This is a genomic window from Streptomyces sp. NPDC051020, assembly GCF_040683105.1.
Taxonomy (GTDB): Bacteria; Actinomycetota; Actinomycetes; order Streptomycetales; family Streptomycetaceae; genus Streptomyces.
Genome location: NZ_JBFBCG010000021.1, coordinates 12,940 through 36,164, shown reverse-complemented (window position 1 = coordinate 36,164; position 23,225 = coordinate 12,940). Strand labels below are relative to the sequence as shown.

At 70.3% G+C, this 23,225-nt stretch carries 24 protein-coding genes and 1 pseudogene; 20 read left to right on the top strand and 5 right to left on the bottom strand.

The features are described from left to right. Positions 1-457 precede the first annotated feature (457 nt). From AB0N06_RS14050 to AB0N06_RS14040, 3 genes are all read left to right on the top strand, one after another. Positions 458-571 (top strand): hypothetical protein, encoded by a 114-nt coding sequence (locus AB0N06_RS14050; RefSeq protein ID WP_366134931.1) that lies wholly within the window; start codon positions 458-460, stop codon positions 569-571. 32 nt (positions 572-603) lie between these two features. Next, the gene (locus AB0N06_RS14045) at positions 604-984 is read left to right on the top strand and encodes a hypothetical protein (RefSeq protein ID WP_366134930.1); all 381 of its coding nucleotides are present in this window, start codon (positions 604-606) and stop codon (positions 982-984) included. 186 nt (positions 985-1,170) lie between these two features. Then, the gene (locus tag AB0N06_RS14040; RefSeq protein WP_366134929.1) at positions 1,171-2,259 is read left to right on the top strand and encodes an NADH:flavin oxidoreductase/NADH oxidase; all 1,089 of its coding nucleotides are present in this window, start codon (positions 1,171-1,173) and stop codon (positions 2,257-2,259) included. 118 nt (positions 2,260-2,377) lie between these two features. Here the strand turns inward: AB0N06_RS14040 and AB0N06_RS14035 are convergent, their stop codons facing one another. The 3 genes from AB0N06_RS14035 to paaI are packed head-to-tail and all read right to left on the bottom strand — an operon-like array spanning position 2,378 to position 4,847. Further along, positions 2,378-2,992, bottom strand: coding sequence for a TetR/AcrR family transcriptional regulator (locus tag AB0N06_RS14035; RefSeq protein ID WP_366134928.1), 615 nt, complete (start codon positions 2,990-2,992; stop codon positions 2,378-2,380). 26 nt (positions 2,993-3,018) lie between these two features. Next, positions 3,019-4,365, bottom strand: a complete 1,347-nt coding sequence (gene paaK / locus AB0N06_RS14030) for a phenylacetate--CoA ligase PaaK (RefSeq protein WP_366134927.1) — start codon at positions 4,363-4,365, stop codon at positions 3,019-3,021. After that, complete coding sequence (gene paaI / locus AB0N06_RS14025) at positions 4,362-4,847, bottom strand: hydroxyphenylacetyl-CoA thioesterase PaaI (protein ID WP_366134926.1); 486 nt, start codon at positions 4,845-4,847, stop codon at positions 4,362-4,364. Before paaI ends, paaK begins: the two co-directional genes overlap by 4 nt. Positions 4,848-4,942: 95 nt before the next feature. On the opposite strand from paaI, the gene paaN reads away from it, so the two are divergent. The 16 genes and pseudogenes from paaN to AB0N06_RS13945 all read left to right on the top strand — a co-directional run bounded on the left by paaN (position 4,943) and on the right by AB0N06_RS13945 (position 19,314). Beyond that, positions 4,943-6,655 carry a phenylacetic acid degradation protein PaaN gene (gene paaN, locus AB0N06_RS14020; RefSeq protein WP_366134925.1) on the top strand — a complete coding sequence of 571 codons (1,713 nt, stop codon included), beginning with the start codon at positions 4,943-4,945 and terminating at the stop codon, positions 6,653-6,655. Then, on the top strand, positions 6,648-7,871 hold the full coding sequence (locus tag AB0N06_RS14015; protein WP_366134924.1) for a thiolase family protein: 1,224 nt from the start codon (positions 6,648-6,650) through the stop codon (positions 7,869-7,871). Before paaN ends, AB0N06_RS14015 begins: the two co-directional genes overlap by 8 nt. After that, positions 7,868-8,623: an enoyl-CoA hydratase/isomerase family protein gene (locus tag AB0N06_RS14010; protein WP_366134923.1), complete on the top strand. Its 756-nt coding sequence runs from the start codon at positions 7,868-7,870 to the stop codon at positions 8,621-8,623. Before AB0N06_RS14015 ends, AB0N06_RS14010 begins: the two co-directional genes overlap by 4 nt. Beyond that, the gene (locus AB0N06_RS14005; protein WP_366134922.1) at positions 8,620-9,480 is read left to right on the top strand and encodes a 3-hydroxyacyl-CoA dehydrogenase family protein; all 861 of its coding nucleotides are present in this window, start codon (positions 8,620-8,622) and stop codon (positions 9,478-9,480) included. Before AB0N06_RS14010 ends, AB0N06_RS14005 begins: the two co-directional genes overlap by 4 nt. Next, a complete protein-coding gene (locus tag AB0N06_RS14000) occupies positions 9,471-10,304 on the top strand; it encodes an enoyl-CoA hydratase-related protein (protein WP_366134921.1) in 834 nt (277 codons plus the stop codon). The genes AB0N06_RS14005 and AB0N06_RS14000 overlap by 10 nt, the downstream gene beginning before the upstream one ends. 128 nt (positions 10,305-10,432) lie before the next feature. Beyond that, positions 10,433-11,428: a 1,2-phenylacetyl-CoA epoxidase subunit PaaA gene (paaA, locus tag AB0N06_RS13995; protein WP_366134920.1), complete on the top strand. Its 996-nt coding sequence runs from the start codon at positions 10,433-10,435 to the stop codon at positions 11,426-11,428. Beyond that, positions 11,425-11,727 (top strand): 1,2-phenylacetyl-CoA epoxidase subunit PaaB, encoded by a 303-nt coding sequence (gene paaB, locus AB0N06_RS13990; RefSeq protein WP_358860600.1) that lies wholly within the window; start codon positions 11,425-11,427, stop codon positions 11,725-11,727. Before paaA ends, paaB begins: the two co-directional genes overlap by 4 nt. A 12-nt stretch (positions 11,728-11,739) precedes the next feature. After that, the gene (gene paaC, locus AB0N06_RS13985) at positions 11,740-12,606 is read left to right on the top strand and encodes a 1,2-phenylacetyl-CoA epoxidase subunit PaaC (RefSeq protein WP_366134919.1); all 867 of its coding nucleotides are present in this window, start codon (positions 11,740-11,742) and stop codon (positions 12,604-12,606) included. Beyond that, positions 12,600-13,112: a 1,2-phenylacetyl-CoA epoxidase subunit PaaD gene (paaD, locus tag AB0N06_RS13980; RefSeq protein ID WP_366134918.1), complete on the top strand. Its 513-nt coding sequence runs from the start codon at positions 12,600-12,602 to the stop codon at positions 13,110-13,112. The genes paaC and paaD overlap by 7 nt, the downstream gene beginning before the upstream one ends. After that, positions 13,112-14,230 carry a 1,2-phenylacetyl-CoA epoxidase subunit PaaE gene (gene paaE / locus AB0N06_RS13975; RefSeq protein WP_366134917.1) on the top strand — a complete coding sequence of 373 codons (1,119 nt, stop codon included), beginning with the start codon at positions 13,112-13,114 and terminating at the stop codon, positions 14,228-14,230. Before paaD ends, paaE begins: the two co-directional genes overlap by 1 nt. 489 nt (positions 14,231-14,719) lie before the next feature. Continuing rightward, the gene (locus AB0N06_RS13970; RefSeq protein ID WP_366134916.1) at positions 14,720-15,079 is read left to right on the top strand and encodes a zinc ribbon domain-containing protein YjdM; all 360 of its coding nucleotides are present in this window, start codon (positions 14,720-14,722) and stop codon (positions 15,077-15,079) included. A 151-nt stretch (positions 15,080-15,230) separates the two neighbouring features. Further along, a pseudogene (locus AB0N06_RS13965) lies at positions 15,231-15,593 on the top strand (Scr1 family TA system antitoxin-like transcriptional regulator); the annotation flags it as partial. Positions 15,594-15,800: 207 nt separating this feature from the next. Beyond that, positions 15,801-16,613 carry a hypothetical protein gene (locus AB0N06_RS13960; protein ID WP_366134915.1) on the top strand — a complete coding sequence of 271 codons (813 nt, stop codon included), beginning with the start codon at positions 15,801-15,803 and terminating at the stop codon, positions 16,611-16,613. A 289-nt stretch (positions 16,614-16,902) separates the two neighbouring features. After that, positions 16,903-17,496, top strand: a complete 594-nt coding sequence (locus AB0N06_RS13955; protein ID WP_366134914.1) for an isochorismatase family protein — start codon at positions 16,903-16,905, stop codon at positions 17,494-17,496. Between the two features lie 208 nt (positions 17,497-17,704). Next, positions 17,705-18,616 carry a DJ-1/PfpI family protein gene (locus AB0N06_RS13950; RefSeq protein ID WP_366134913.1) on the top strand — a complete coding sequence of 304 codons (912 nt, stop codon included), beginning with the start codon at positions 17,705-17,707 and terminating at the stop codon, positions 18,614-18,616. Positions 18,617-18,945: 329 nt separating this feature from the next. After that, entirely contained in the window at positions 18,946-19,314 is a 369-nt protein-coding gene (locus AB0N06_RS13945) for a helix-turn-helix domain-containing protein (RefSeq protein WP_366134912.1), read from the top strand. A 17-nt stretch (positions 19,315-19,331) separates the two neighbouring features. On the opposite strand, the gene AB0N06_RS13940 is transcribed toward AB0N06_RS13945, so the two are convergent. Together AB0N06_RS13940 and AB0N06_RS13935 are read right to left on the bottom strand one after the other, a co-directional pair. After that, positions 19,332-20,714, bottom strand: coding sequence for an FAD-dependent oxidoreductase (locus tag AB0N06_RS13940; protein ID WP_366134911.1), 1,383 nt, complete (start codon positions 20,712-20,714; stop codon positions 19,332-19,334). A 79-nt stretch (positions 20,715-20,793) separates the two neighbouring features. Then, complete coding sequence (locus AB0N06_RS13935; RefSeq protein WP_366134910.1) at positions 20,794-21,480, bottom strand: DUF305 domain-containing protein; 687 nt, start codon at positions 21,478-21,480, stop codon at positions 20,794-20,796. Between the two features lie 157 nt (positions 21,481-21,637). On the opposite strand from AB0N06_RS13935, the gene AB0N06_RS13930 reads away from it, so the two are divergent. Further along, entirely contained in the window at positions 21,638-23,128 is a 1,491-nt protein-coding gene (locus tag AB0N06_RS13930) for a hypothetical protein (RefSeq protein WP_366134909.1), read from the top strand. Positions 23,129-23,225 lie beyond the last annotated feature (97 nt).

The following is a 23,225-nucleotide window of genomic DNA, read 5'->3' as shown; positions in this document are numbered from 1 at the left end:
GCGCCCAGTGTGCGATCGTCGGAGCCTTGAGAGATATCCGCCGAAGCCTCCCATAGCTCCTGTTTACCCGCTATGTCCATACGAAATGTCGCACGTGTAGTGCCGGTGCGGGGTCAGGCTGCGGCATCCCTCTGTGAGCACGCACGGCCGTCTCGACGAAAGTGTCGACGCCAGAGCGTGGAAGGAAGTCGGACCGCTCCGGCACCACGGCGTCGTCAGGGAGGGCTTCCCCGGTTACGGCTCTCATCATGGGGCGCGCATGTTCGACGAAGGGAACTCGGCCGGCCCGACTCGCAGCCCTTTCGCGCATCGGGTCGGATCGCCTGGACCTGGACAGCCCTCGACGAGGCCGCGTTCAACGACGACGGCACCATGAACGTCCAGTGGGCGCACAGTACCTCCGGCAACCTCAACCGCACCCGTCCGGTGCACCACACCGGTCCGAACAGGTGTGCATGTGCTGAAATTCTGGATGGTCGACTCGACGATGGTGCTGCAGAACCTGGCGGTCGACACCGGCGGCCTCAAGCCCAGCTACCTGGGTACGCCGGAGAGCCTCCGGCTGAAGTGAGCCGGGGGACGGGCAAAGGGGAGAGCAGAGCGATGAAGAGTGAGATCGAGGACACCGGCGGACGCGGTGCGATCTTGAGCGTGACCTCCGTTGCGGCTGGGGTCGAGGTCCGGGCAGCGGGTCCTTCCGGGGATCTCTCGCTGATCTGCACCCCTGCCCGGGCCCGGGAGCTGGCTGTGGCTCTCGTTCGTTCGGCGGACGAGGTGGAGAGCGCGCAGTCGGCTGAGCCCGTGACGGTCAAGGCGGGGCGGCTGCGTCGCGGTGATGTGCGGGACGGCGACCGGGCCATGACCGTGGAAGAGGTCAGGGTCGACGGGGCCACGGCCCACATCACCTGGAAGTCGGGCGCCGGACGCAGCTGGACCCAGGGTTACGACGCCGATGCGGAGATCGCGCTGCGGCGCCGCGGCTGAATCCTGAAGGGTCGACCCGCACATGCATGAGGCCCCTCCCGAAGCCGGACCAACAGCGTCCAAAGCCGGGAGGGGCCTCATGCGCGTGCGGGTCGTTGTACGAGAGCCTTCGTAATTTGACGAATCTCGTACTACGAGATGTATCGTACTAGCGATCCTGTCGTTCCCGGCGAAACGGAGTCTGCCGTGAGTGTCCTGTTCGAGCCCTACACCCTGCGCTCGCTCACCATCCCGAACCGCATCTGGATGGCCCCCATGTGCCAGTACTCCGCCGCCCCCGAAGGCCCCGAGGCCGGCGTCGCGCACGACTGGCACTTCGCTCACTATGCAGCCCGCGCCACCGGCGGCACCGGACTCATCCTCCTCGAGGCGACCGCGGTCAGCCCCGAGGGCCGGATCTCCCCCTACGACCTGGGCATCTGGAACGACCACCAGGCCGAGACCCTGAGCCGGATCACCGACTTCCTCAAGACCCAGGGCACTACCCCAGGAATCCAGATCGCTCACAGCGGACGTAAGGGCAGCACCGACTGCCCCTGGAAGGGCGGCGCCCCGGTCGGGCCCGGCGCGCACGGGTGGCAGCCGTTGGGCCCCAGCCCCGTGGCCTTCGCCGATGGCCACCTGGTGCCCATCGAGCTCACCACCGATGAAATCCAGGAAATCGTCGGGCAGTTCGCGGACGCCGCACGCCGTGCGCTGGAAGCCGGCTTCGAGGTCGTCGAGGTCCACGGCGCCCACGGCTACCTCATCGGGGAGTTCCTCTCCCACCATTCCAACAGGCGCACCGACGCCTACGGCGGCTCCTTCGAGAACCGCACCCGCTTCGCCCTCGAAGTCGTCGACGCCGTGCGTGCCGTCTGGCCGGACCACCTCCCGCTGTTCTTCCGTATCTCCGCCACCGACTGGCTCGAGGACAACGGCTGGACCCCAGACGACACCGTCCGCTTCGCCGCCCTGCTGAAGGAGCACGGCGTGGACCTCCTCGACGTGTCCACCGGCGGCAACGCCTCCGGCGTCCGCATCCCCACGGCCCCCGGCTATCAGGTCCCCTTCGCCGCCCGAGTCAAGAACGAGACCACCCTCCCCGTCGCCGCCGTCGGCCTCATCACCGAACCCGAGCACGCCGAGAAGATCCTCACCAACGACGAAGCCGACGCGATCCTCCTCGGCCGCGAACTGCTGCGGAACCCCTACTGGGCCCGGCACGCCGCCCGCGGCCTCGGCGGCGACGTCCACGTCCCGGACCAGTACCACCGCTCCTCAGCGCTTCAGTGACAAGGCGGGCCAGTGCTGAGCAGTTCGGCGCTGCTACGCGTTGCCACGTTGCGGACACGAGGCCGGTGACGGGAACGCCCTCCTGGGCCCTCACCTGGGCGGTGTCGAGGTGCTGGGTTCAGGTCTCGTGGTGCAGGCCGTCGAAGAGCACGCTCGTCAGGGCCGTCGCGAGTGCCGACACGGGTAGGTCGCCGTCCGGGCGGTACCACTCGATGACGGAGTTGACCGTTCCGAACAGCAGCCTGGCGGTCAGGTGGGGATCGATGTCGCCGCGTACGCCGCGCTCGGCTGTCGCTCGGGCCATCAGTTCGGCCACTCGGTGATCGAACTCGCGCCGCCTCTCCAGCGCCCGCCGTTCCGCCGCGCTGTTGCCGCGGATCCGGAGCAACAGCGTCACATAGGGCAGTTCGGCGGCCAGAACCTCGACGCTGCGGTGGACGACCCGCTCCAGGCGCGCGGTGGCCGAGGTCCGGGGGTCCTGGTCCTCCTCAAGTACGGCGAACAGCGCGTTCAGGGCGCGGCTGACGGCGAGGTCGAGCAGTTCCTCCTTGCCGGAGACATGGTGGTAGATGCTCGACTTGCTCAGGCCCAGGCGCCTGGCCAGCTCTTCCATGCTGGTGCCGTCGTAGCCGCGCTCGTTGAAGACCACGACCGCGACCTCCAGCAGGGAGTCACGGTCGTAGCTGGGGCGGCCCCGACGGGCGGCGGCGCTCTGGACAGGCGTTCTGCTCACCGGTCCATTGTGACAAGGGCCGAGGGTCACCCCCGGCGCAGATCCTTGACCCGGCGGATTTTGCCGACCGAGCGCTCCAGGGACTCCGGCTCGACCACGCACACCTCGACGCTGACGCCCACCCCGTCCTTCACACCCTTGGCGATCGTCTTGACAGCTGCCTCGCGCTGCTCCGGGCCGGCGCCGGGACGGGCCTCGACGTGGACCGTCATGTGATCCATGCGGCCGCGCCGCGTCAGCTCGATCTGGAAGTGCGGGGCGACATCGGGCACACGCAGCACGATCTCCTCGATCTGGCTCGGGAAGACGTTCACACCCCGCAGGATGATCATGTCGTCGCTGCGGCCGGTGATCTTCTCGATACGGCGGAAGGCGGGCCGCGCGGTGCCGGGCAGCAGGCGCGTGAGGTCGCGCGTGCGGTAGCGGATGATCGGCAGGGCTTCCTTGGTGAGCGAGGTGAAGACCAGCTCGCCGCTGTCCCCCTCGGGCAGGACGGCGTCCGTGAAAGGATCGACGATCTCGGGGTAGAAGTGGTCCTCCCAGACGTGCAGTCCGTCCTTGGTCTCCACACACTCCTGCGCCACACCCGGGCCCATGACCTCGGACAGGCCGTAGATGTCGACGGCGTGGATGTCCATGCGCTCCTCGATCTCGCGGCGCATCGCCTCCGTCCACGGCTCGGCGCCGAAAATACCGATCTTCAGGGAGCTGGTCCGCGGGTCCACGCCCTGCCGCTCGAACTCGTCGAGCAGCGTCAGCATGTAGGAGGGCGTGACCATGATGATCTCGGGCTTGAAGTCCTGGATGATCTGCACCTGGCGCGCGGTCATGCCGCCCGAGGCGGGGATCACGGTGCACCCGGCCCGCTCGGCGCCGTAGTGCGCGCCGAGGCCGCCGGTGAACAGGCCGTAGCCGTACGAGACGTGGACCTTGTGGCCCGGACGGCCGCCCGCGGCGCGTATGGAGCGGGCGACGACGTCGGCCCACATCGACAGGTCGTTCTCGGTGTAGCCGACCACGGTGGGGCGGCCGGTGGTGCCGCTGGAAGCGTGGATGCGCCGTACCTCGGACATGGGGACGGCGAACATGCCGAAGGGATAGGTGTCGCGCAGATCGGCCTTGGTGGTGAAGGGGAATCGGGCCAAGTCGTCGAGGGAGCGGCAGTCATCGGGCTTCACGCCGGCCGCGTCGAACTTCTTGCGGTACAGCTCGACGTTGTCGTAGGCGTGTCGCAGAGTCGCCCGGAGGCGTTCGAGCTGAAGCTGCTGGAGCTGCTCGCGTGTCATGCGCTCGGCGCTGTCCAGCAGCTCGTCCGGGAGGGGCTCTCCCAGGCGGGGCCCCTGGTCCGCCGGGGCCATCAGTTCGCTGCTCATTGCGACTCCTTCGTCTTCGTGCTTCCCATGCTGCGGCTGCGCCCGCGGAACTCCGCAATCACCTCGCCCGCCGCTGTCCCGCCATCGCCCTCAGCGGCCCGCGCTTCGCGCGGACCGCCATGGATGCGTCGGACGGTCACGTCGTAGATCCCGCTGCGGCCGAACCGGGTGCGCTCGTCGGCCGTCGCCTCGAGGACGTCGCCCTCGTGGGCCGGGGCGACGAAGACGATGTCGGCCGCGGCCGCGACGGTCACGGGTCCGTGGCTGTTGCAGGCGCAGGCGAAGGCGGTGTCGGCGAGGAGGAAGAGATAACCGCCGTGGGCGATCCTGTGCCCGTTGACCATCGGCGGCGTCACGGTCATGCGCAGCACGGCGGTCCCCTCACCATGCCGCACCAGCTCGATGCCGAGATTCCGGGAAGCCTGGTCCGCGGCGAACATCGTCTCCACCGGACCGAGAGCCACGTCGGTGGCCTGCGTCACGTTTTCCACCACCTTGTGTACCGACCGAACATTCGGTTAGCGTCGGAGTCGCCAAGTAATCAAGCATCACCACTGCCTGTCAAGAGGTGGACCGCATGCCCCGCAACACTCCCGAGCCCGTTGACTTCTTCGCTCGCCACCGTGAGCTGCTGGAAAAGGCCGTGGCCGCTACCGCTAGCCGGGACCATTGGACGCCTTATCCGGAGTCGCCCAGCAAGTCGGTGTACGGCGAGGAGGCCGCGAAGCTCGGCGAGGCCGCCTTCCGGAATCAGCTGGGCAAGCCGTTCGAGCTGCCCGGACACCCCGGCGACGGGACCGTACAGGCCACCGAGACCTCCCCCTACGGCTTCGCGCTCGGGATCACCTACCCCCGCGTCGCGCCGGAGGCGGCGGTGGCCGCCGCCAAGGCGGCCACCGGCCCCTGGCGCGAGGCGGGACCCGATGTGCGCGCGGGAGTCGCTGTCGAGATCCTGGCCCGGCTGAACGCGGCCAGTTTCGAGAACGCGCACGCCGTGCAGCACACCACCGGCCAGGCCTTCGTGATGGCGTTCCAGGCGGGCGGCCCGCACGCGCAGGACCGCGGCCTGGAGGCCGTCGCCTACGCCTGGGCCGAGCAGAAGCGGCACCCGGAGTCGGCCCGCTGGACCAAGCCCCAGCGCAAGGGCGCTGCGCTGGCGATGGACAAGAAGTTCACGCCGGTCGGACGCGGTGTCTCGTTGCTGATCGCCTGCAACACCTTTCCGACGTGGAACAGCTACCCGGGGCTGTTCGCCAGCCTGGTCACCGGCAACCCGGTCGTGATCAAGCCGCATCCGGGCGCCGTGCTGCCGCTGGCGCTCACCGCGCGCACGGCCCGCGAGGTCCTGGTCGAGGCGGGCTTCGACCCCAATCTCGTCGTCCTCGCCGCCGAGGGGCCGGGCGAGCGGACCGCGGGCTTCCTCGCGCTCCACCCGGACGTCCGCATCATCGACTTCACCGGCTCCACCGAGTTCGGCGACTGGCTGGAGACGAACGCGCGTCAGGCCGCCGTGTACACGGAGAAGGCGGGCCTCAACACGGTCGTCCTCGACTCCACCGACGACTACCGCGGGCTGCTGGGCAATCTGGCGTTCTCGCTGTCCCTGTACAGCGGGCAGATGTGCACCACCCCGCAGAACCTGCTGATCCCCCGCGAGGGCATCGCCACCGACCAGGGGGTCAAGACGGCCGACGCGTTCGCCGCAGATCTGGGCGCCGCGCTGGACAAGCTGCTCGGCGACTCGGACAGGGCGGCCGGCACGCTCGGTGCCCTAGTCAACGACGGCGTGCGCGAGCGTCTGGAGAAGGCCTCGGCACTGGGCAGCACCGTCCACCCCTCGCAGCCGGTCGAACACCCCGAATACCCGGCGGCCACCGTTCGTACGCCGCTGGTCGCGCGCCTCGACGCGGGGGCGGACGACGAGACGTACACCCGAGAGTGGTTCGGACCCGTCTCCTTCGTCATCGCCACCGACTCCACCGAGCACAGCCTGCGGATCTTCCGCGAGACGGTGCGCGCCCACGGCGCGCTCACCGCCGCCGTGCACTCCACGAGCGAAGAGGTCCTGGCCGCCGCCGAGTCGGCGGCCCTGGACGCGGGAGTGCACCTGTCGGAGAACCTCACGGGCGGCGTCTTCGTCAACCAGTCCGCGGCGTTCAGCGACTTCCACGGCAGCGCCGCCAACCCCGCGGCCAGCGCCACCCTGTCCGATCCCGCATTCGTCACGGGCCGCTTCGCGACGCTGCAGTCGCGCCGCCCCGTCACCATCCAGGAGGGCACCCATGCCTGACGACGTCTACCTGATCGACGGGGTCCGCACCCCGCAGGGCCGCTACGGCGGTGCCCTGGCCTCCGTACGCCCCGACGATCTGGCGGCGCTGGTGGTCGGTGAGGCTGTCCGCCGAGCCGCGATTCCGACCGAGGCCGTGGACGAGGTCATTCTGGGCGCGGCGAACCAGGCCGGCGAGGACAACCGCGACGTGGCGCGCATGGCCGTGCTCCTGGCCGGACTTCCGCACACCGTGCCCGGCTACACGGTCAACCGGCTGTGCGCCTCGGGCCTGACCGCAGTCGCCTCGGCGGCCCAGGCGATCCGGTCCGGCGAGGCCGATCTGGTCGTGGCGGGCGGTGTGGAGTCCATGACCCGGGCCCCGTGGGTCATGGAGAAGCCGGGCACCCCCTGGTCCAAGCCGGGCGAGCTGCACGACACGTCTCTGGGCTGGCGCTTCACCAACCCGCGCTTCGCCGCCGCGGATCGCGCGGTGCCCGCCGGGGCAGGGCCGGAGACGGCGAAGGTGACCCTGTCGATGGGCGAGACGGCCGAGGAGGTCGCCGCGCTCGACGGCATCACCCGCGCCGAGTCCGACGCCTTCGCGCTGCGCAGCCACCGGCGCGCCGTCGCCGCGCAGGCGGCCGGACACTTCGACCGCGAGATCGTGCCGGTCCCGGTCAAGGACGGTCTCGTGGAGCGCGACGAGGGGCCGCGTCCGTCGACGACGCTGGAGAAGCTGAGCTCCCTGCGCACGATCTTCCGCAAGGACGGCATCGTCACCGCGGGCTCCTCCTCGCCGCTGTCCGACGGGGCCGCGGCCCTGGTGGTGGCGAGCGCGGCGGCCGTCGAGCGGTACGGGCTCACCCCGCGCGCCCGGGTCGTCACCTCCGCGTCCGCAGGTGTCCAGCCCCACATCATGGGCCTCGGGCCGGTTCCCGCCACGGAGAAGGCACTCGCCCGCGCCGGCTGGCAGACTGCCGGTCTGGACGCCATCGAGCTCAACGAGGCCTTCGCCGCGCAGGCGCTGGCCGTCATCCGCCGTCTCAAGCTCGACGAGGACAAGGTCAACGCCGACGGCGGCGCCATCGCGCTCGGCCATCCGCTGGGCTGCTCGGGCGCCCGTATCCTCCTCACGCTGCTGGGCCGCCTGGAGCGCGAGGACGCTCACCGGGGCCTGGCCACGCTGTGCGTGGGCGTGGGGCAGGGCATGGCGATGCTGGTGGAGCGGGTGTGAGCGGGACAACGTACGACACGCTTCTCGTCGAGGAGCGCGAGGACCGGGTCGTGGTCACCCTGCACCGCCCTGAGGCGCGCAACGCCATCAGCGGGCTGATGATCCGCGAGCTGCACACGGTCTGTGACCTGCTGGAACGCGATCCGAAGCTGCTGCTGCTCACCGGCCACGGCGGAGTCTTCGCGGGCGGCGCCGACATCGCGGAGCTGTTGCGGCGCGGCCGGGAGGAAGCGCTGCAGGGGATCAACAGCCGTCTGTTCGAGCGGGTGCGCAGGCTGCCCATGCCGACGGTGGCCGCCGTCGACGGCTGGGCCTTGGGCGGCGGCGCCGAGCTGTCGTACGCCTGCGACATCCGCATCGCGGGGCCCGACGCCGTCTTCGGCAATCCGGAGCCGGGGCTCGGCATACTCGCGGCGGCCGGCGCCTGCTGGCGGCTGCCGGAGCTGGTGGGCGAGTCCGTCGCCAAGCAGGTATTGCTCGCGGGGCGGAATCTGGACGCTCAGGCGGCCCTGGCCGCAGGGCTCGTCATCGACGTGGTGCCCGCGGAGAAGCTGCTGGACGAGGCGCACGCGCTGCTCGACCGCATGGCGCGCTCCTCGGCCGTTGCGCTGCGCCTGACGAAGCTCGTCGTCGATGCGCCGGGCGCGCACCCGGTCGCCGACGACCTGGCGCAGGCCGTGCTCTTCGAGGGCCAGGACAAGCAGGACCGTATGACGCGCTTCTTGGGGAAGAAGAACAGGAGCAAGGCATGAGCAGTCCGACCGTACCCACCGTCGTGGGCGTGATCGGCGGCGGCCGGATGGGGGCCGGTATCGCGCAGTCGTTCGCGGCGATCGGCTCGTCCGTGACCGTCGTGGAGGGCGACGCGGAGGCCTCGGCCGCCGCCCTGGACCGGATCGCCGCCGGGCTGCAGCGGGCCGCCGAGCGCGGCAAGCTCGCCGAGCCCGCCGAACAGGTGCTCGCTCGGGTCACGACCGTGGAATCGGTCGACGGGCTGCCTTCGGGCACCGAGCTGGTCGTCGAGGCCGTTCCGGAGAACGCCGCCCTCAAGGCCCGGCTGCTCGCCGCGGTCGAACAGGCGGTGGACAAGTCGACCGTGCTGGCCACCAACACGAGCTCCCTCTCGGTCACCGAACTGGCCTCGGCGCTGAGGGAGCCGGGCCGCTTCCTCGGCATGCACTTCTTCAACCCCGTGCCCGCCTCCGAGCTGGTCGAGATCGTCGTCGCACCGGACACCTCGCCCGAGGTCGTGCGGGCCGCCCTGGGCTGGACCCATGCGCTCGGCAAGAAGGACGTCGTCGTCAAGGACTCCCCGGGCTTCGCCAGCAGCCGCCTCGGCCTGGCACTCGGCCTGGAGGCGATCCGCATGGTCGAGGAGGGGGTCGCGGAGCCGGAGGCGATCGACGACGCGATGAGCCTCGGCTACAAGCACCCGATGGGTCCGCTGCGCCTCACCGACCTGGTCGGACTCGATGTCCGCCTGGCCATCGCCGAATACCTGCACGCGACGCTCGGGGAGCGCTTCGCCCCGCCGCAGCTGCTGCGCGACAAGGTCGCCCGGGGCGAACTGGGCCGCAAGTCGGGGCAGGGGTTCTACACATGGCAGTGACCACAACCGGAGCGGCCGAATCCGAGGGGGCTGGGCCCAGTGTCGGCTACACCCTCGACGGCGGCGTCGCGGTCATCGAGCTGCGCAGGCCCTCCGCGGGCAACGCGCTCGACGCGTCGCTGCGGTTCGAGCTGCTGGCCGCCGTGCGCCGGGTGCCGAGCGACGGGGATGTCGTCCGCTCGGTGCTGCTGACCGCCCAGGGCAGGAATTTCTGTGTCGGGCAGGACCTCAAGGAGCACGCCGAGGCCCTGGAGACCGGGCCGGCATCGGCGTTCGCCGTGGTGCGCGCCGAGTACAACCCGCTGGTCGAAGCGCTCCACGCGCTGCCCCAGCCGGTGGTCGTGGGGGTCGAGGGCGCGTGCGTCGGGGCGGGGCTCGGGCTCGCGCTCTGCGCCGACCTGCGGGTGGCCTCGGCCGGCGCACGCTTCTCGACCGCGTTCACCGGGATCGGACTGGCCGCGGACAGCGGGCTGAGCCTGTCGCTGTCCCAGGCGGTCGGCCCCTCGCGCGCCGCCGCCCTGATGCTGCTCGGAGACCGTTTCGACGCCGAGGACGCGCAGCGGTGGGGGCTGGTGCACCGGGTCGTGCCGGACGGTCAGGCCGCGGCGGAGGGGCTGTCGCTGGCGCGTCGGCTGGCGGCCGGGCCCACCGCGGCGTACGGCGAGGTCAAGGCACTGCTGCGGGTCGCGGCGGCCGGGGTCGACCTCGGCGCCGTACTGGAGAGTGAGGCGGCAGCGCAGGAGCGCCTCGGTGCCACGCGGGACCACAGCGCCGCGGTGCGGTCGTTCCTCGCCAAGGAGAAGCCGTCCTTCGAGGGCCGCTGAGCGTTGCGGCGGCCGTCGGCGCCGACGGCCGCCGGTCGGTTCATTGATCCCGGTCCAGGGGTTGCTGGAGCTGGGAAAATTCGTCAGACTATGTACCGAACGAATGGTCGGTAGGGAAGCTGGTATCGATGACCACGTCACACGGCGCAGCGCCGGGCGGCTGCGGGGAGCCTGAGCTCCAGGAGCGGTTCGACGCGACGATCGCGAGGGACCAGCGGGTCGAGCCCCGGGACTGGATGCCCGAGGGCTACCGCAAGACGCTGATCCGGCAGATCGCGCAACACGCCCACTCGGAGATCATCGGCATGCAGCCCGAGGGCGAGTGGATCACCCGGGCCCCGTCGCTGCGACGCAAGGCCATCCTCTTCGCGAAGGTCCAGGACGAGGCCGGACACGGCCTGTACCTGTACTCGGCGGCCGAGACCCTGGGCGCCGACCGCGCGGACCTCACCGAGCGCCTGATCGAGGGTCGCCAGAAGTACTCGTCGATCTTCAACTACCCGACGCCGACCTTCGCCGACGTCGGCGTGATCGGGTGGTTCGTGGACGGCGCGGCGATCTGCAACCAGGTGCCGCTGTGCCGCAGTTCCTACGGTCCGTACGCCCGCTCGATGGTGCGGATCTGCAAGGAGGAGTCCTTCCACCAGCGTCAGGGCTACGAGCTGCTGATGACGATGATGCGGGGCACCGACGCCCAGCGCGCGATGGTGCAGGACGCGGTGGACCGCTGGTGGTGGCCGTCCCTGATGATGTTCGGCCCGCCCGACGGCGATTCCCCCAACTCCGCCGCCTCGATGGCCTGGAAGATCAAGCGGCACAGCAATGACGAGCTGCGCCAGCGCTTCGTCGACATGACCGTCCCGCAGGCCGCCAAGCTGGGCGTGACCCTGCCCGACCCCGAGCTGCGCTGGAACGAGGAGCGCGGCCACCACGACTTCGGCACCCCCGACTGGTCCGAGCTCCAGCGCGTGATCACCGGTGACGGGCCCTGCAACAAGGAGCGCGTCGCGCGGCGGCGGGCCGCCCACGAGGAAGGCGCCTGGGTGCGCGAGGCGGCCTCCGCCCACGCGGCCAAGCGGGCAGCCAGGCAAGCTCGGAACATTCAGGAAGGAACGGTGGCATGAGCAACACCGAAGGCACGAAGGACAGCTGGCCGCTCTACGAAGTGTTCATCCGCGGCAAGCGCGGCCTGAACCACGTCCACGTCGGCTCGCTGCACGCCGCCGACGACGCCATGGCGCTGAGCCATGCCCGCGACCTGTACACCCGGCGCAACGAGGGCGTGAGCATATGGGCGGTGCGCTCGGAGGACATAGCCGCCTCCACGCGCGACGAGAAGGACCCCTTCTTCAAGCCCAGTGCCGACAAGGTCTACCGCCACCCCACCTTCTACGACATCCCCGACGATGTCCCCCACATCTAGGAGCAGGACGGCATGAGCGACGTCACTGACGACCACGTCTACCTGTCCCTGGGCGAGGAGCACGGGGACTCGGACGCCCGCTGGGCCTTCGGTACCGGTTTCGAGGACCCGCTGCACGGCGTCGACACGACCGTGCCCGCCACGGTGGACCCCGCCGAGCTGGCCGCGTGCTGCCTGGCCCTCGGGGACGACGCCCTGGTCGGGGCCCAGCGCCTGGCCCAGTGGTGCACCCGCGCCCCCGAGCTGGAGGAGGAGGTGGCCCTGGCCAACATCGGCCTCGATCTGCTCGGCCAGGCGCGCCTGTTGTACGCGCGGGCCGGCCAGGTGGACGGCACCGGCCGGGGCGAGGATGCGTACGCCTACTCCCGTGACGCGGAGGACTTCCGCAATGTCCGGCTCGCCGAACTCCCCAACGGGGACTTCGCGTTCTCCATCGCCCGGCTGCTGGTCATGTCCAGCTGGCGCCTGGCCGTCTTCGAGCGGCTCGCGGCCACCGTGCAGGACCCGGTCCTGAAGGCCATCGCCGCCAAGGGGGTCAACGAACTCGCGTACCACCGCCAGTTCGCGGCCGACTGGACGCTGCGGCTGGGCGACGGCACGGAGGAGTCCCTCCGGCGGATGCGGCAGGCGCTCGCCGATGTCGTCCCGTACCTGGGCGAACTCTTCACGCACCGGCCGGACTTCGGCGTCGACCCCGCGCAGGTGAGAGAGGAGACAACGACGGTGCTCCAGCGGGTCCTCGACGCCGCCGGGCTGCGCCTGCCGGAGGCCGGGTCCCTGCCCGGACAGGGCAGGGAAGGCGACCACACCGAGCACCTGGCCCCGCTGCTCGCCGAGTTGCAGAGCGTGGCCCGCGCCCACCCGGACGCGACATGGTGACCACCCTGGACGAGCGCCGGGCCCGGTGCGTGGCCGAGCAGGTCCCGGACCCGGAGCTGCCCATGCTCACCCTGGCCGATCTCGGCGTCCTGCGCGCGGTCGAAATGCGGCCGGACGGCACGGTCGTCGCGGGACTGACGCCCACCTACTCGGGCTGTCCCGCCATGGCGGAGATGCGTGCCGACGTCGCCGCGCGGCTGCGGGCGGCCGGCTTCGCGCAGGTGGAGATCCGCACCGTTCTCGACCCGCCGTGGACGACGGACTGGATCACCGCCGAGGGCCGCCGCAAGCTCGCCGAGGCCGGTATCGCGCCCCCCGGCACCGCGCTTCGCCGCACCGGCGGGCCCGTGCCGCTGGAGCTGTCGGTCACGCGCCGCGCGGTGGCGTGCCCCCGCTGTGGGTCGTCGGACACCGAGGAGACGTCCCGCTTCGCCGCCACCTCCTGCAAGGCGCTGTGGCGCTGCCGCAGCTGTCTTGAGCCGTTCGAGTACGTCAAGGAGATCTGATGGCCCCGACCACCACGACGGACACCCCCGCGTCCGCCGCCCCCGCGCGCACGCGCCGTCGCCCGGCCTTCCACCCGCTGCGGGTCGCCGCGGTGCAGCCGCTGTGCGAGGACGCGGCCGCCATCAGCTTCGACATACCCGATGACCTCGCGGAGGAGTTCGCCTACCGGCCCGGCCAGTCGCTCACGCTGCGCCGCGAGATCGACGGGCGCGACGAGCGACGCTCGTACTCCATCTGCTCTCCCATCGGCGCCCGCCCCCGCATCGGCGTGCGGGTCGTGCCCGGCGGACTCTTCTCCTCCTGGCTGGTCCATGACGTACGCCCCGGGGACACGATCGAGGTGATGGCCCCCACCGGCGCCTTCACCCCCGACCTCACCGAACCGGGCCACCACGTCCTGATCGCGGCCGGCTCCGGCATCACCCCGATGCTGTCCATAGCCGAGTCAGTCCTGGCCACGGGCCCCCGCTCCCGGGTCACGCTCTTCTACGGCAACCGCCGCACCGACACGGTGATGTTCGCCGACGAACTCGCGGAGCTGAAGGACCTCTACCGCACCCGCTTCCAGCTCGGGCACGTCCTGTCCCGTGAACCGCGCGAGGCCGAACTGCTGTCGGGGCGCCTGGATGCCGAGCGCCTCGCAGCGCTCATCGACGGGCTCGTCGACGTCCGTGGCGCGGACCACTGGTGGCTGTGCGGTCCGCACGGCATGGTCCGGGACGCGCAGAAGCTCCTCGGGAACCTTGGTGTCCCCGTGGACCGCGTGCACCAGGAACTGTTCTTCGCCGATGACGAGCCGATCCGCACCGTCCGCCACGAGGACGCCACGGCCGACGGCCCAGTCAGCCAGGTCACCATCACGCTCGACGGCCGCTCCACCACGTCCCCGCTCTCCCGTCGGACGACGATCCTGGACGGAGCAGCGCGGGTACGCCCCGACACGCCCTTCGCCTGCAAGGGCGGCGTGTGCGGCACCTGCCGTGCTCTGGTCACCGACGGCGAGGCCGACATGCGCCGCAACTACGCGCTCGAACCTTCCGAGGTCGACGCCGGCTACGTACTCACCTGCCAGACGTTCCCCATGTCCGACACCCTGACCGTCGACTTCGACAGCTGAAAGAGCGTCTTGTCCCCGCAGTCGCGTTCGGTTCCTGTGTCAGGTGTTGCGCCAGTTCTTCGGGGTGGATCCGCGGGCCTCGCCCGCGGATCCACCCCTCGGCGAGGGGCGGCCGAGGTGCGGGTGCTTCCCGACATACATCGCGCGCGCCGTGGTCGACGGCATCCGGCGGGCGGCTGACAACGATGCTGCGGAAGTGGCACGTGCCCGACGCACCCTTCGCCCGGCTCGCCATGCCGCACTCGGTGTCGTACGGATCGGAGGCGGCGTCGTACAGCGTGCCGATGTGCTGGAGCCGTACGACGGCGAAGGCCGGCAACCCAGCAACAGGGCAAGCGACAGCGACTCGGCTGCGACGGTACTCAGCGCGCAGTCCCGGCGACGGAAACCTCCAGGCCGGACGGCGGCCACGGACCACCACGGGATGACAGCCCTGGGCACCTGCGGACGCGGCAGGGGATCGTGCAAAAGTTCGGATATTCTGGCCGAATGCTTGAGAACCTCCCCCCGTGCCCGAAGTGCTCCAGCGAGTACACCTACGAGATGAACGCTCTGATGGTCTGCCCGGAGTGCGACAATGAGTGGGTTCCCGCCGTGGGTGGCGCGGAGGACACGAGTGTCTCCGGGGAGTGGGTCGTCAGGGATTCCGTCGGGAATGTGCTGAGCGACGGCGACATGGTGACCGTCGTCAAGGCCCTCAAGGTCAAGGGCAGCCCCTCGGGGATCAAAGCGGGCACGAAGGTACGCAACATCCGCCTGGTCGACGGAGTCGACGGCCATGACATCGACTGCAAGATCGACGGATTCGGCGCCATGCAGCTCAAGTCGAGCGTGGTCAAGAAGGCCTGACCCAGGACCGGGTCGCGGCCGCCCGCGAGTACGGCTGACTCGGGGGCCGGATGGATGCGCTGCCAAGGGGCGCGGCGCGACGTAGGCGACGAGGCGTCGCCCTGGCTGCCCGGAACCAACTCCCAGAGTACTCCCGCCCCCGCCCACGGAGGACGAGGTCGCGGAGCGCATCGCGGCGCGACTGGACCGGCAGAAACTGCTGACCCGCAAGCCGCCGACCTCGTTCAGCTTCATCATCGAGGAGTCGGTGCTGCTGCGGGACACGGGCGGCGAGCACGTGACACGGGAGCTCCATGATCACCTCATCCGGTGCGGGGAGTTGTGGACCGTCGAGATCCAGATCATGCCGCCACACCAGCCGTACCACGCAGGCGCGGACGGCCCGGAGAGTGGCTGCGGGCCGGGCACCGCTGAAGCCGGAGGCTTGTGCCGGACCGATTCCGCAGGGCGGAGCCATGCCGTGGTGCGGGGGCGGCTGGGTAACGTGGGGGCGGTTGCAGGTCCATTGAGGTGAGGTCGTCCCGTCCATGCGTATGTTCTTCGAGCCCGCCCGACAACGAAGAAGCGTTCTCTGCCGCCCGCGAGCAACTCGCCCACCGCGTCGCGGACTGGAGCCGCACTCAGGGCGGGGGCGAGGCGGACCCGATCGTCGTGGAGTCGGCACTCGAGTACCGGCACCGTGGGACGGTGGACGGCCGGCTGGGCATGTGGCAGGTGCGGCATGTGGAAGGGGTTCCTGCTGGACTGGCTGCCGCGGACACTGACCCGGCTGCCGGGCGAGCCTTTGGCGGACACGCCGGGCGGGCTGCGCGCACTGCTGCGGCTGCGCGCCGAACTGGCCGACAGACCCGTGGAGTTGATCCGCCTCACCGACCTCGGTACGCATGCCGTACGGCAGCGCCTCCTCGCGGAGGGACGCAGCACGCCGCTCGTCGGCGAACTCACGCACGCCCCCGCCGCCGGGCTGCTCGGCGTACTGGCCGAGCACTACGACCCCGACAGCGCCCGCGCCGAACTCGCTGCCTGGACCACCGCCCACGGCGGTTCCGCAGCCTCCCGCGGCCAACTTCTGCAGGCGGTACGGCAGGCGCCGTTCCGCACACGCGCCGCCGCGATGCTCGACACCCTGGCCACAGCGCTGCCCGGAGGAGACGGCGAGAAACTTCTGCACTCCCTGCGCGCGGACCCGGAACTGGCGCCGACCGCGCTCGGCGTCCTCACCGTTTGCGACAGCCTTGCCCCTGACGAGCTGACCGAGGCCGAAGCGCACCTCATGGTCGCGGAGAGCCTACTCCTACTGTTGGAGACCGGTGGAGAGGCCGCTTTCCTCGACGCCGTGCTGTCCGGCGGGCTGAGCCAGGCCGAGGATGTGATCCGGGCCGCCCTCACCTCAGGCCACCCGGACCACACCGGACTCGAGCAGCTCCGACGGTTTGCGCAGGGACCGCTGCGCGCCAAGTCAGCGCAGCTGGGACGGCTCAACGCGGCCCGCGCCCGTGGCCGCACCAAGCCCAAAGGCAAGCGCCGCCACTGACCCACGCCGCCCCGAGCCCTGCGGTCCGCCCGGCCGCAGGCGCTCCTGCTCCCACCCCCCATGTGCCGGTCGGTCTCAGTACGTGCGCTGTCCACCCGGGCCGAGATCATCCCCACGAGCTTCACCCATGAGTACCACTGGGGAAACGTCCGCGGCGATCCGACGAAGTGGGCGGACAGGACGCATCATCCGCCGGTCACGGACGACTGAGTGCGCTGACCGGATCGGTCCGCACCCGGACCTGATGCGGCCTGTCGCCACCCCGGCCGCGCCGGACAGACTTCAGGACATGAATCGAGCACTGATCGTCATCGATGTCCAGGAGTCCTTCCGCGCCCACCCCCTGTGGGAGACCATCTCCGACCCGAAGATCGCCCACCAGGTGGGCCGACTGGTCCGGCTCGCCCGTCAGGCCGGGGACCTGGTGGTGTGGGTGCTGCACAGTGAGCCCGGCAGCGGCGATGTCTTCGACCCTGCCCTGGGCCACGTCCGGCTGATGGAGGAACTGGACCGCCAGGACGGCGAACTGATGCTCCACAAGACCTCGCACAACGCCTTCACCACCACCAGCCTGCAGCAACTCCTCACCCAGCGCGGCATCCAGGAGCTCACCGTCTGCGGCATCCGCACCGAGCAGTGCGTGGAGACCACCACCCGCGTCGCGAGTGACCTCGGCTACCGGGTCACCTTCGTCACCAACGCCACGGCGACCAACCCCATCCCGCACCGCGACGCCCCCGCCGACCGGAGCATCGCCGACATGCTGTCGGACCCCCGCACCCTGAGCGCGGAGGAGATCATCAGGCGTACTGAGTACGCCCTCGCCGGACGCTTCGCCACCATCGCCACCGTCGAGCAGCTGGAGGCCGCGGCCGCGGCTTAGAGGCCGCGCACATAGATGGGGCGGCGTCGCGTGCCGATGGGCGGCGCCCGGCGGCGTTGTCGTCGGTCAACAACTCCCCCAGGGCCCGAAAGGCATGGGAGGGGCCCCCTTCGCGTTGCCTCCCTCCTCCGCCTTGCAGCTGCACCCAGCCCCGCTCCTTCTCCCACCCCCTATGTGCCGGGCGGTCTTAAGGCATGATGACCGGATCGTGAGCCGCATTGCTTTCTTCCTGGTGCCTGGAGTCCATCTGCTGGACCTGGCCGGCCCCGCACAGGTCTTCTCCACGGCCGCGGACTTCGGGCACCCGTACACCCTCAGCTACATCGCCGAGCAGCCGCAGGTCCCCACCGCCCAGGGCCTGCCGCTGGTCGCCCGGCTGGACTGGCCCGACCTCGGCCCCGACGACCTGATCGTCGTCCCGGGCTGGCGGGCGCTCACCCTGGCCGACAGCCCCGCCGTCGGGGACGCGGCCCTGCAGGCCCTCCGGGACCACCACGCCAGGGGCGGCACCGTCGCCAGCGTCTGTGCCGGAGCCGAGGCGCTGGGCCAGGCTGGGCTGCTCGACGGCCGCCGCTGCACCACCCACCACGACGTCCAGGACGAACTGGCCAGGCGCCACCCCGAGGCGGCGGTCGTCCGGGACGTCCTGTACACGGCGGACGACCGAGTGGTCACCTCGGCCGGTATCGCCAGCGGTATCGACCTGGCCCTGCACCTGATCGCCACCCGTCACGGTCCCGCCCTCGCCGCGCAGGTGGCACGCGACATGGTCGTCTACGCCCGCCGCAACGGCCACGAACCGCAGGCCGGCGCGATGCTCCGGTATCGCTCCCACCTCGACGACACCGTGCACCGCGCCCAGGACCTGCTCGACGCCCGCTTCGATCAGCCACTGCCCCTGTCCGCCCAGGCCGCGGCCGTGGGCGTCAGCGAACGCACCCTCACCCGCCTCTTCACCCGTGCAACCGGAGGCCTCACCCCACTCCGCTACCAGCAGACCCTCCGCCTCGAACGCGCCGAACACCTCATCAGCCACGGCGCCACGGTCGACGCCGCCGCCCGCTCGGTCGGCTTCGAGGACCCCCGTATGTTGCGCCGTCTACGGGCGCGCAAGGCCTGAGCCCGGGCGTCGGCGGTGACGTCCAGGACGGCACGGTCGCGGCGGAGGTGACGGGCGTGGCAGGCATGCTCGACCTGGCGGCCCGCAAGGCGATCGCCGACCCGGCCGGATATCTTGCCTCGGTGACCGCGAGGCCGGACCTGCTCAGCGGCTGACCGGCTTCCGGACCGCAACCGCGTGCTCGCCGTCGTGAAACTCGTGTCAGGGGGTGACAGCCGCACTGGGTGTTGTACAGGGCGGAAGCTGTCCTGACGCCTCAGCCGTGCGGCAAAGTACGATGGGTCTCGTACGATGAGGTATCCGTTCGAAACGATGTCAGGGGAGTCACTGTGACCGCCACCAGCGCCGCCGCCTCGGACGGCGGCGCCCGTGTACTCGCCCACCCCGCCCGCGAGGAGATCCGTATCGAGGCGGTGCTCCACGCGTTGTCCGACCCGATGCGGCTGCGGGTGGTCCGTGAGCTGGCCGCCGCAGAGGACGAGCTCACCTGCTCCCGTATCGAACTGCCGGTGTCCAAGTCCACGACCACGCACCACTTCCGGGTGCTGCGCGAGAGCGGCATCGTCAGTCAGACCTACCGGGGCACCGCCAAGATGAACGGGCTCCGCCGCGAAGATCTGGACACGCTCTTCCCGGGGCTGCTCGACGCGATTCTCGCCGCCGCGAACCGGCAGGCGGACCGGCTCGGCGAAGACTGACACCATCCGGCAGCGGTTCAGTGACGGTCGCTGTGTGCGGCCTGCAGGAGCCCTGCCCAGTCCGGGATCTTCACCGGCCCTCGGCCGAGCGACTGCCCGAGGGCCGCCTCGGCCCGCTCGATCGACAGCCAGCCGTCCCATTCCACCGGCCGTAGCCCCCATGCCCGCAGCGCGGCCACCGGATCGGAGGCCGACGGCCGCCCCTCGAGCAGCGGAGCATCGTCCAGCAGCGACGCGACCGTCTCCTTCGCGCACGGCCGGTTCGAGCCGATCACTCCGGTCGGCCCCCGCTTGATCCACCCCGCGACATACTCCCCGGGTGACGGCACGCCGTCACGCAGCACCCGCCCTGCCAGGTGGGGCACGGTACCGCGGACCGGATCGAACGGCAGACCGGGCAGCGGCAGCCCGCGATAGCCGACGGCCCGCAGGACGAGCTGGGCGTCGATCTCCTCGTACGCACCGGTGTCTTGTACGCCTCCGCTGCCGTCCGGCGCGGTACGTGCGAACCGGACCCCGGCGACCCGCCCGTCCTGTTCGAGGAGCTCGACGGGACGCAGGAAGAACCGCAGGTGGATCGTGCGCATCGGGTCCGGCCCGGTGGCAGGGACACCGGCCTCGGCCCACCCGCGCAGCACCTCGATATTGCGCCGCACCACCGCCGTCAGCGGCACCGGTGAATCCGCCGGCGCCCCGACGGGGGCGTACACCGGATCGCGGGCCAGCTCCGCCCCGTCCACCATGACCCGCGCCCCCGGCAGCCCGCCCAGCTCGCGCAGCTCCTTGGTGGTGAACCTGGCCTGCGACGGTCCCCGCCTGCCCGCCATGTGCACCTCACGCACCCGGCTGCCGGCCAGCGCGCCGAGCGCCGGGTGGGGCACATCGGTGGGCCGCAGTTCCTCGGCGCCGCGCGAGAGGATCCGCGCCACGTCGACCGCCACATTGCCGACCCCGATCACCACGGCCGAACGGGCCTGCAGCGCAAAGCTGTTGGCAGCGGCATCGGGGTGTGCGCTGTACCAGGAGACGAACTCGGTCGCCGAGTGGCTGCCGGGCAGATCCTCGCCGGGAATGCCGAGACCGCGGTCGGTCGCCGCCCCGACGCAGTAGACCACCGCGTGGTAAAGCTCGCTCAGCCGTTCGGGTGGCAGCCCGTCCTCGCCCACCTGGACATGGCCGAGAAAGGTGATCCGCTCGTGCTCCAGGACGGTCCGCAGACTGTTCTGCAGCGACTTGATCTTCTCGTGGTCGGGGGCGACGCCGTACCGCACGAGGCCGTACGGGCAGGGCAGCCGGTCCAGCACGTCCACCCGGACATCGGGCACCCGGGACTGCTCGACCAGAGACTGGGCGGTGTAGACCCCACTGGGTCCGGAGCCGACGACGGCGACACGGAGCACGGTGCACCTCTTCCCGGAAGGGTGACTCCAGCATCCCACCGGTCGGTGGAGCAGGGGAGAGGTGCGGCCGCACGGCGCGTCAGGAGGACAGGGCGCGCATCCGGTCGATCTCGACCGTCTGCTGGGCGACGACATCGTCCGCCATCTCTTCGACCTGAACGTTGTTGCCCTCCGAGAGCGCCTCGGTCGCCATCGTGATCGCTCCCTGGTGGTGGGTGATCATCAGCTGCAGGAACAGCTTGTCGAAGGCCTTGCCCTCGGCCGCCCGCAACTCCTTCAGCTGCGCCTCCGTCGCCATGCCGGGCATCCCGGCGTGGTCGTGACCGCCCGAGTGTTTCTCGCCGCCGTTGTGCGTGAGCCATCCCTCCATGGCGCCGATCTCCGGTTTCTGCGCCGCGGAGATGCGCTCGGCAAGTCGCTTGACCGGGGTGGACGAGGAACGGGACGGCACCAGGGCGGTCAACTCCAGTGCCTGGGCGTGGTGCTGGATCATCATCTGTATGTAGCAGAAATCGGCCGAGTTGGGGGTGTCCTTCCCGGCAGCCTTCGCGGCTTCCTCGACGGACAGGGTCTGCGCGGGCTCTCCCGGCTTCCCCGGTGCTATGACCGAAGGACCGCCTCCTGCACGCGCTTTGGTCTCATGGCCGTCACCGCCCGCATCGCACGCGGCGAGGGAGAGTACGGCTGCCGCTACGGCAGCGATGACTGCAGATCTGTGCACATGAGCGACCTGACGGTAAATCAACAAGGCTTCCTCCACTGCCACATGAGGTCGTAGCGGATCAATTGGCGCACATCCACCGCCTCAGGGGTCGGTCACTTCATTACGTTCCTGTTGCCATCTGTTGGGATACCCGCGGGAAGGACGATACTGCCGGGGTCAGTCAACCGTTCAGCCACGCTTTGGTACAGGGGAGGACGCAGTGACTTCGTTGCACACCACGCAAGTGCGGCGCAGACGTCTGGGTGTGGCGGCAGCCGCCGCCGGACTCTTCGCCACTCTGCTGACGGCCGGATCGGCCGCCGCAACGCCCGGCCCCGGTGATTCACCCGCCACTCGCACCGGTGTCTCCGCAAGCCAGGAGGCTGCCGCCACGGCCGCCATCGAGGACGGCGAGATACCCGGTGTGGACGAGATCGTCCACAGCGACAACATCACCCCGCTGGCCAACGTCCCGAAGGACGCACTCAAGAGTCTCAACACGGACCTGGCCTTCCAGGGGAAGTACGCATTCGCCGGAAATTACGACGGCTTCCGGATCTACGACATCAGCAACCCGAGTTCCCCGCAGACCGTCACCCAGGTGCTCTGCCCGGGATCCCAGAACGACGTCTCGGTCTCCGGGAACCTGCTGTTCCTGTCCACCGACTCCTCACGCAACGACAACTCGTGCGCCAGCACCACCCAGCCCGCCACGGAGAAGTCCTCCTGGGAGGGCATGAAGATCTTCGACATCAGCGACAAGCGCAACCCGAAGTACGTCGCCGCCGTCGAGACCGCCTGCGGCTCGCACACCCACACGCTGGTTCCGGACGGCAGCAACGTATACATATACGTCTCCTCGTACTCGCCGAGCGAGGCGTTCCCGGACTGCCAGCCGCCGCACGACGGGATCTCCATCATCAAGGTGCCGCGCAAGGCTCCCGAGAAGGCCGCGGTCGTGAACTTCCCGGTGCTCTTCCCGGACGGCGGCAACCCGGGCGCGCCCACCAACCCCGGGGTCTCGAAGACGAGCGGCTGCCACGACATCACGGTGCTGCCGTCGAAGGACCTGGCCGCCGGTGCCTGCATGGGGGACGGCCTGCTGTTCTCCATCAAGGACCCGGAGAACCCGAAGATCATCGACCGGGTTCAGGACAATGTGAACTTCGCGTTCTGGCACTCGGCGACGTTCAACCAGAAGGCGGACAAGGTCGTCTTCACCGATGAGCTCGGCGGAGGTGGCGCGGCCACCTGCAACAAGGAGATCGGGCCGAAGCGCGGCGCCGACGGCATCTACGACATCGTCGGCAAGGGAGACCAGCGCAAGCTTGTCTTCCGCAGCTACTTCAAGATCGACCGCCCGCAGGCCGCCACCGAGGTCTGCGTCGCCCACAACGGTTCGATCATCCCGGTCAAGGGCCGCGACCTGATGGTCCAGGCCTGGTACCAGGGCGGAGTCTCGGTATGGGACTTCACCGACTCCTCGGCGCCCAAGGAGATCGCGTTCTTCGAGCGCGGTCCCGTCAATCTGAACGCCGTCACCACGGCCGGCCCCTGGTCGGCGTACTACTACAACGGATACATCTACTCCAACGACATCGCCAAGGGCTTCGACGTCCTGAGGCTCGACGACCGGCGGACCGACCCGGCGAAGCGCGTGCGGATGCCGGAGCTCAATGTGCAGACGCAGCCGGAGTACTTCGACAACTGATCCGGCTGTGCGGGTATCGCCGGACCCGTGCGTTCACGGCGCGTTCCCGCCGGGCGGTTCCTCGCCCGGCGGGACACGGCGAGCAGTCGCAGCCTGG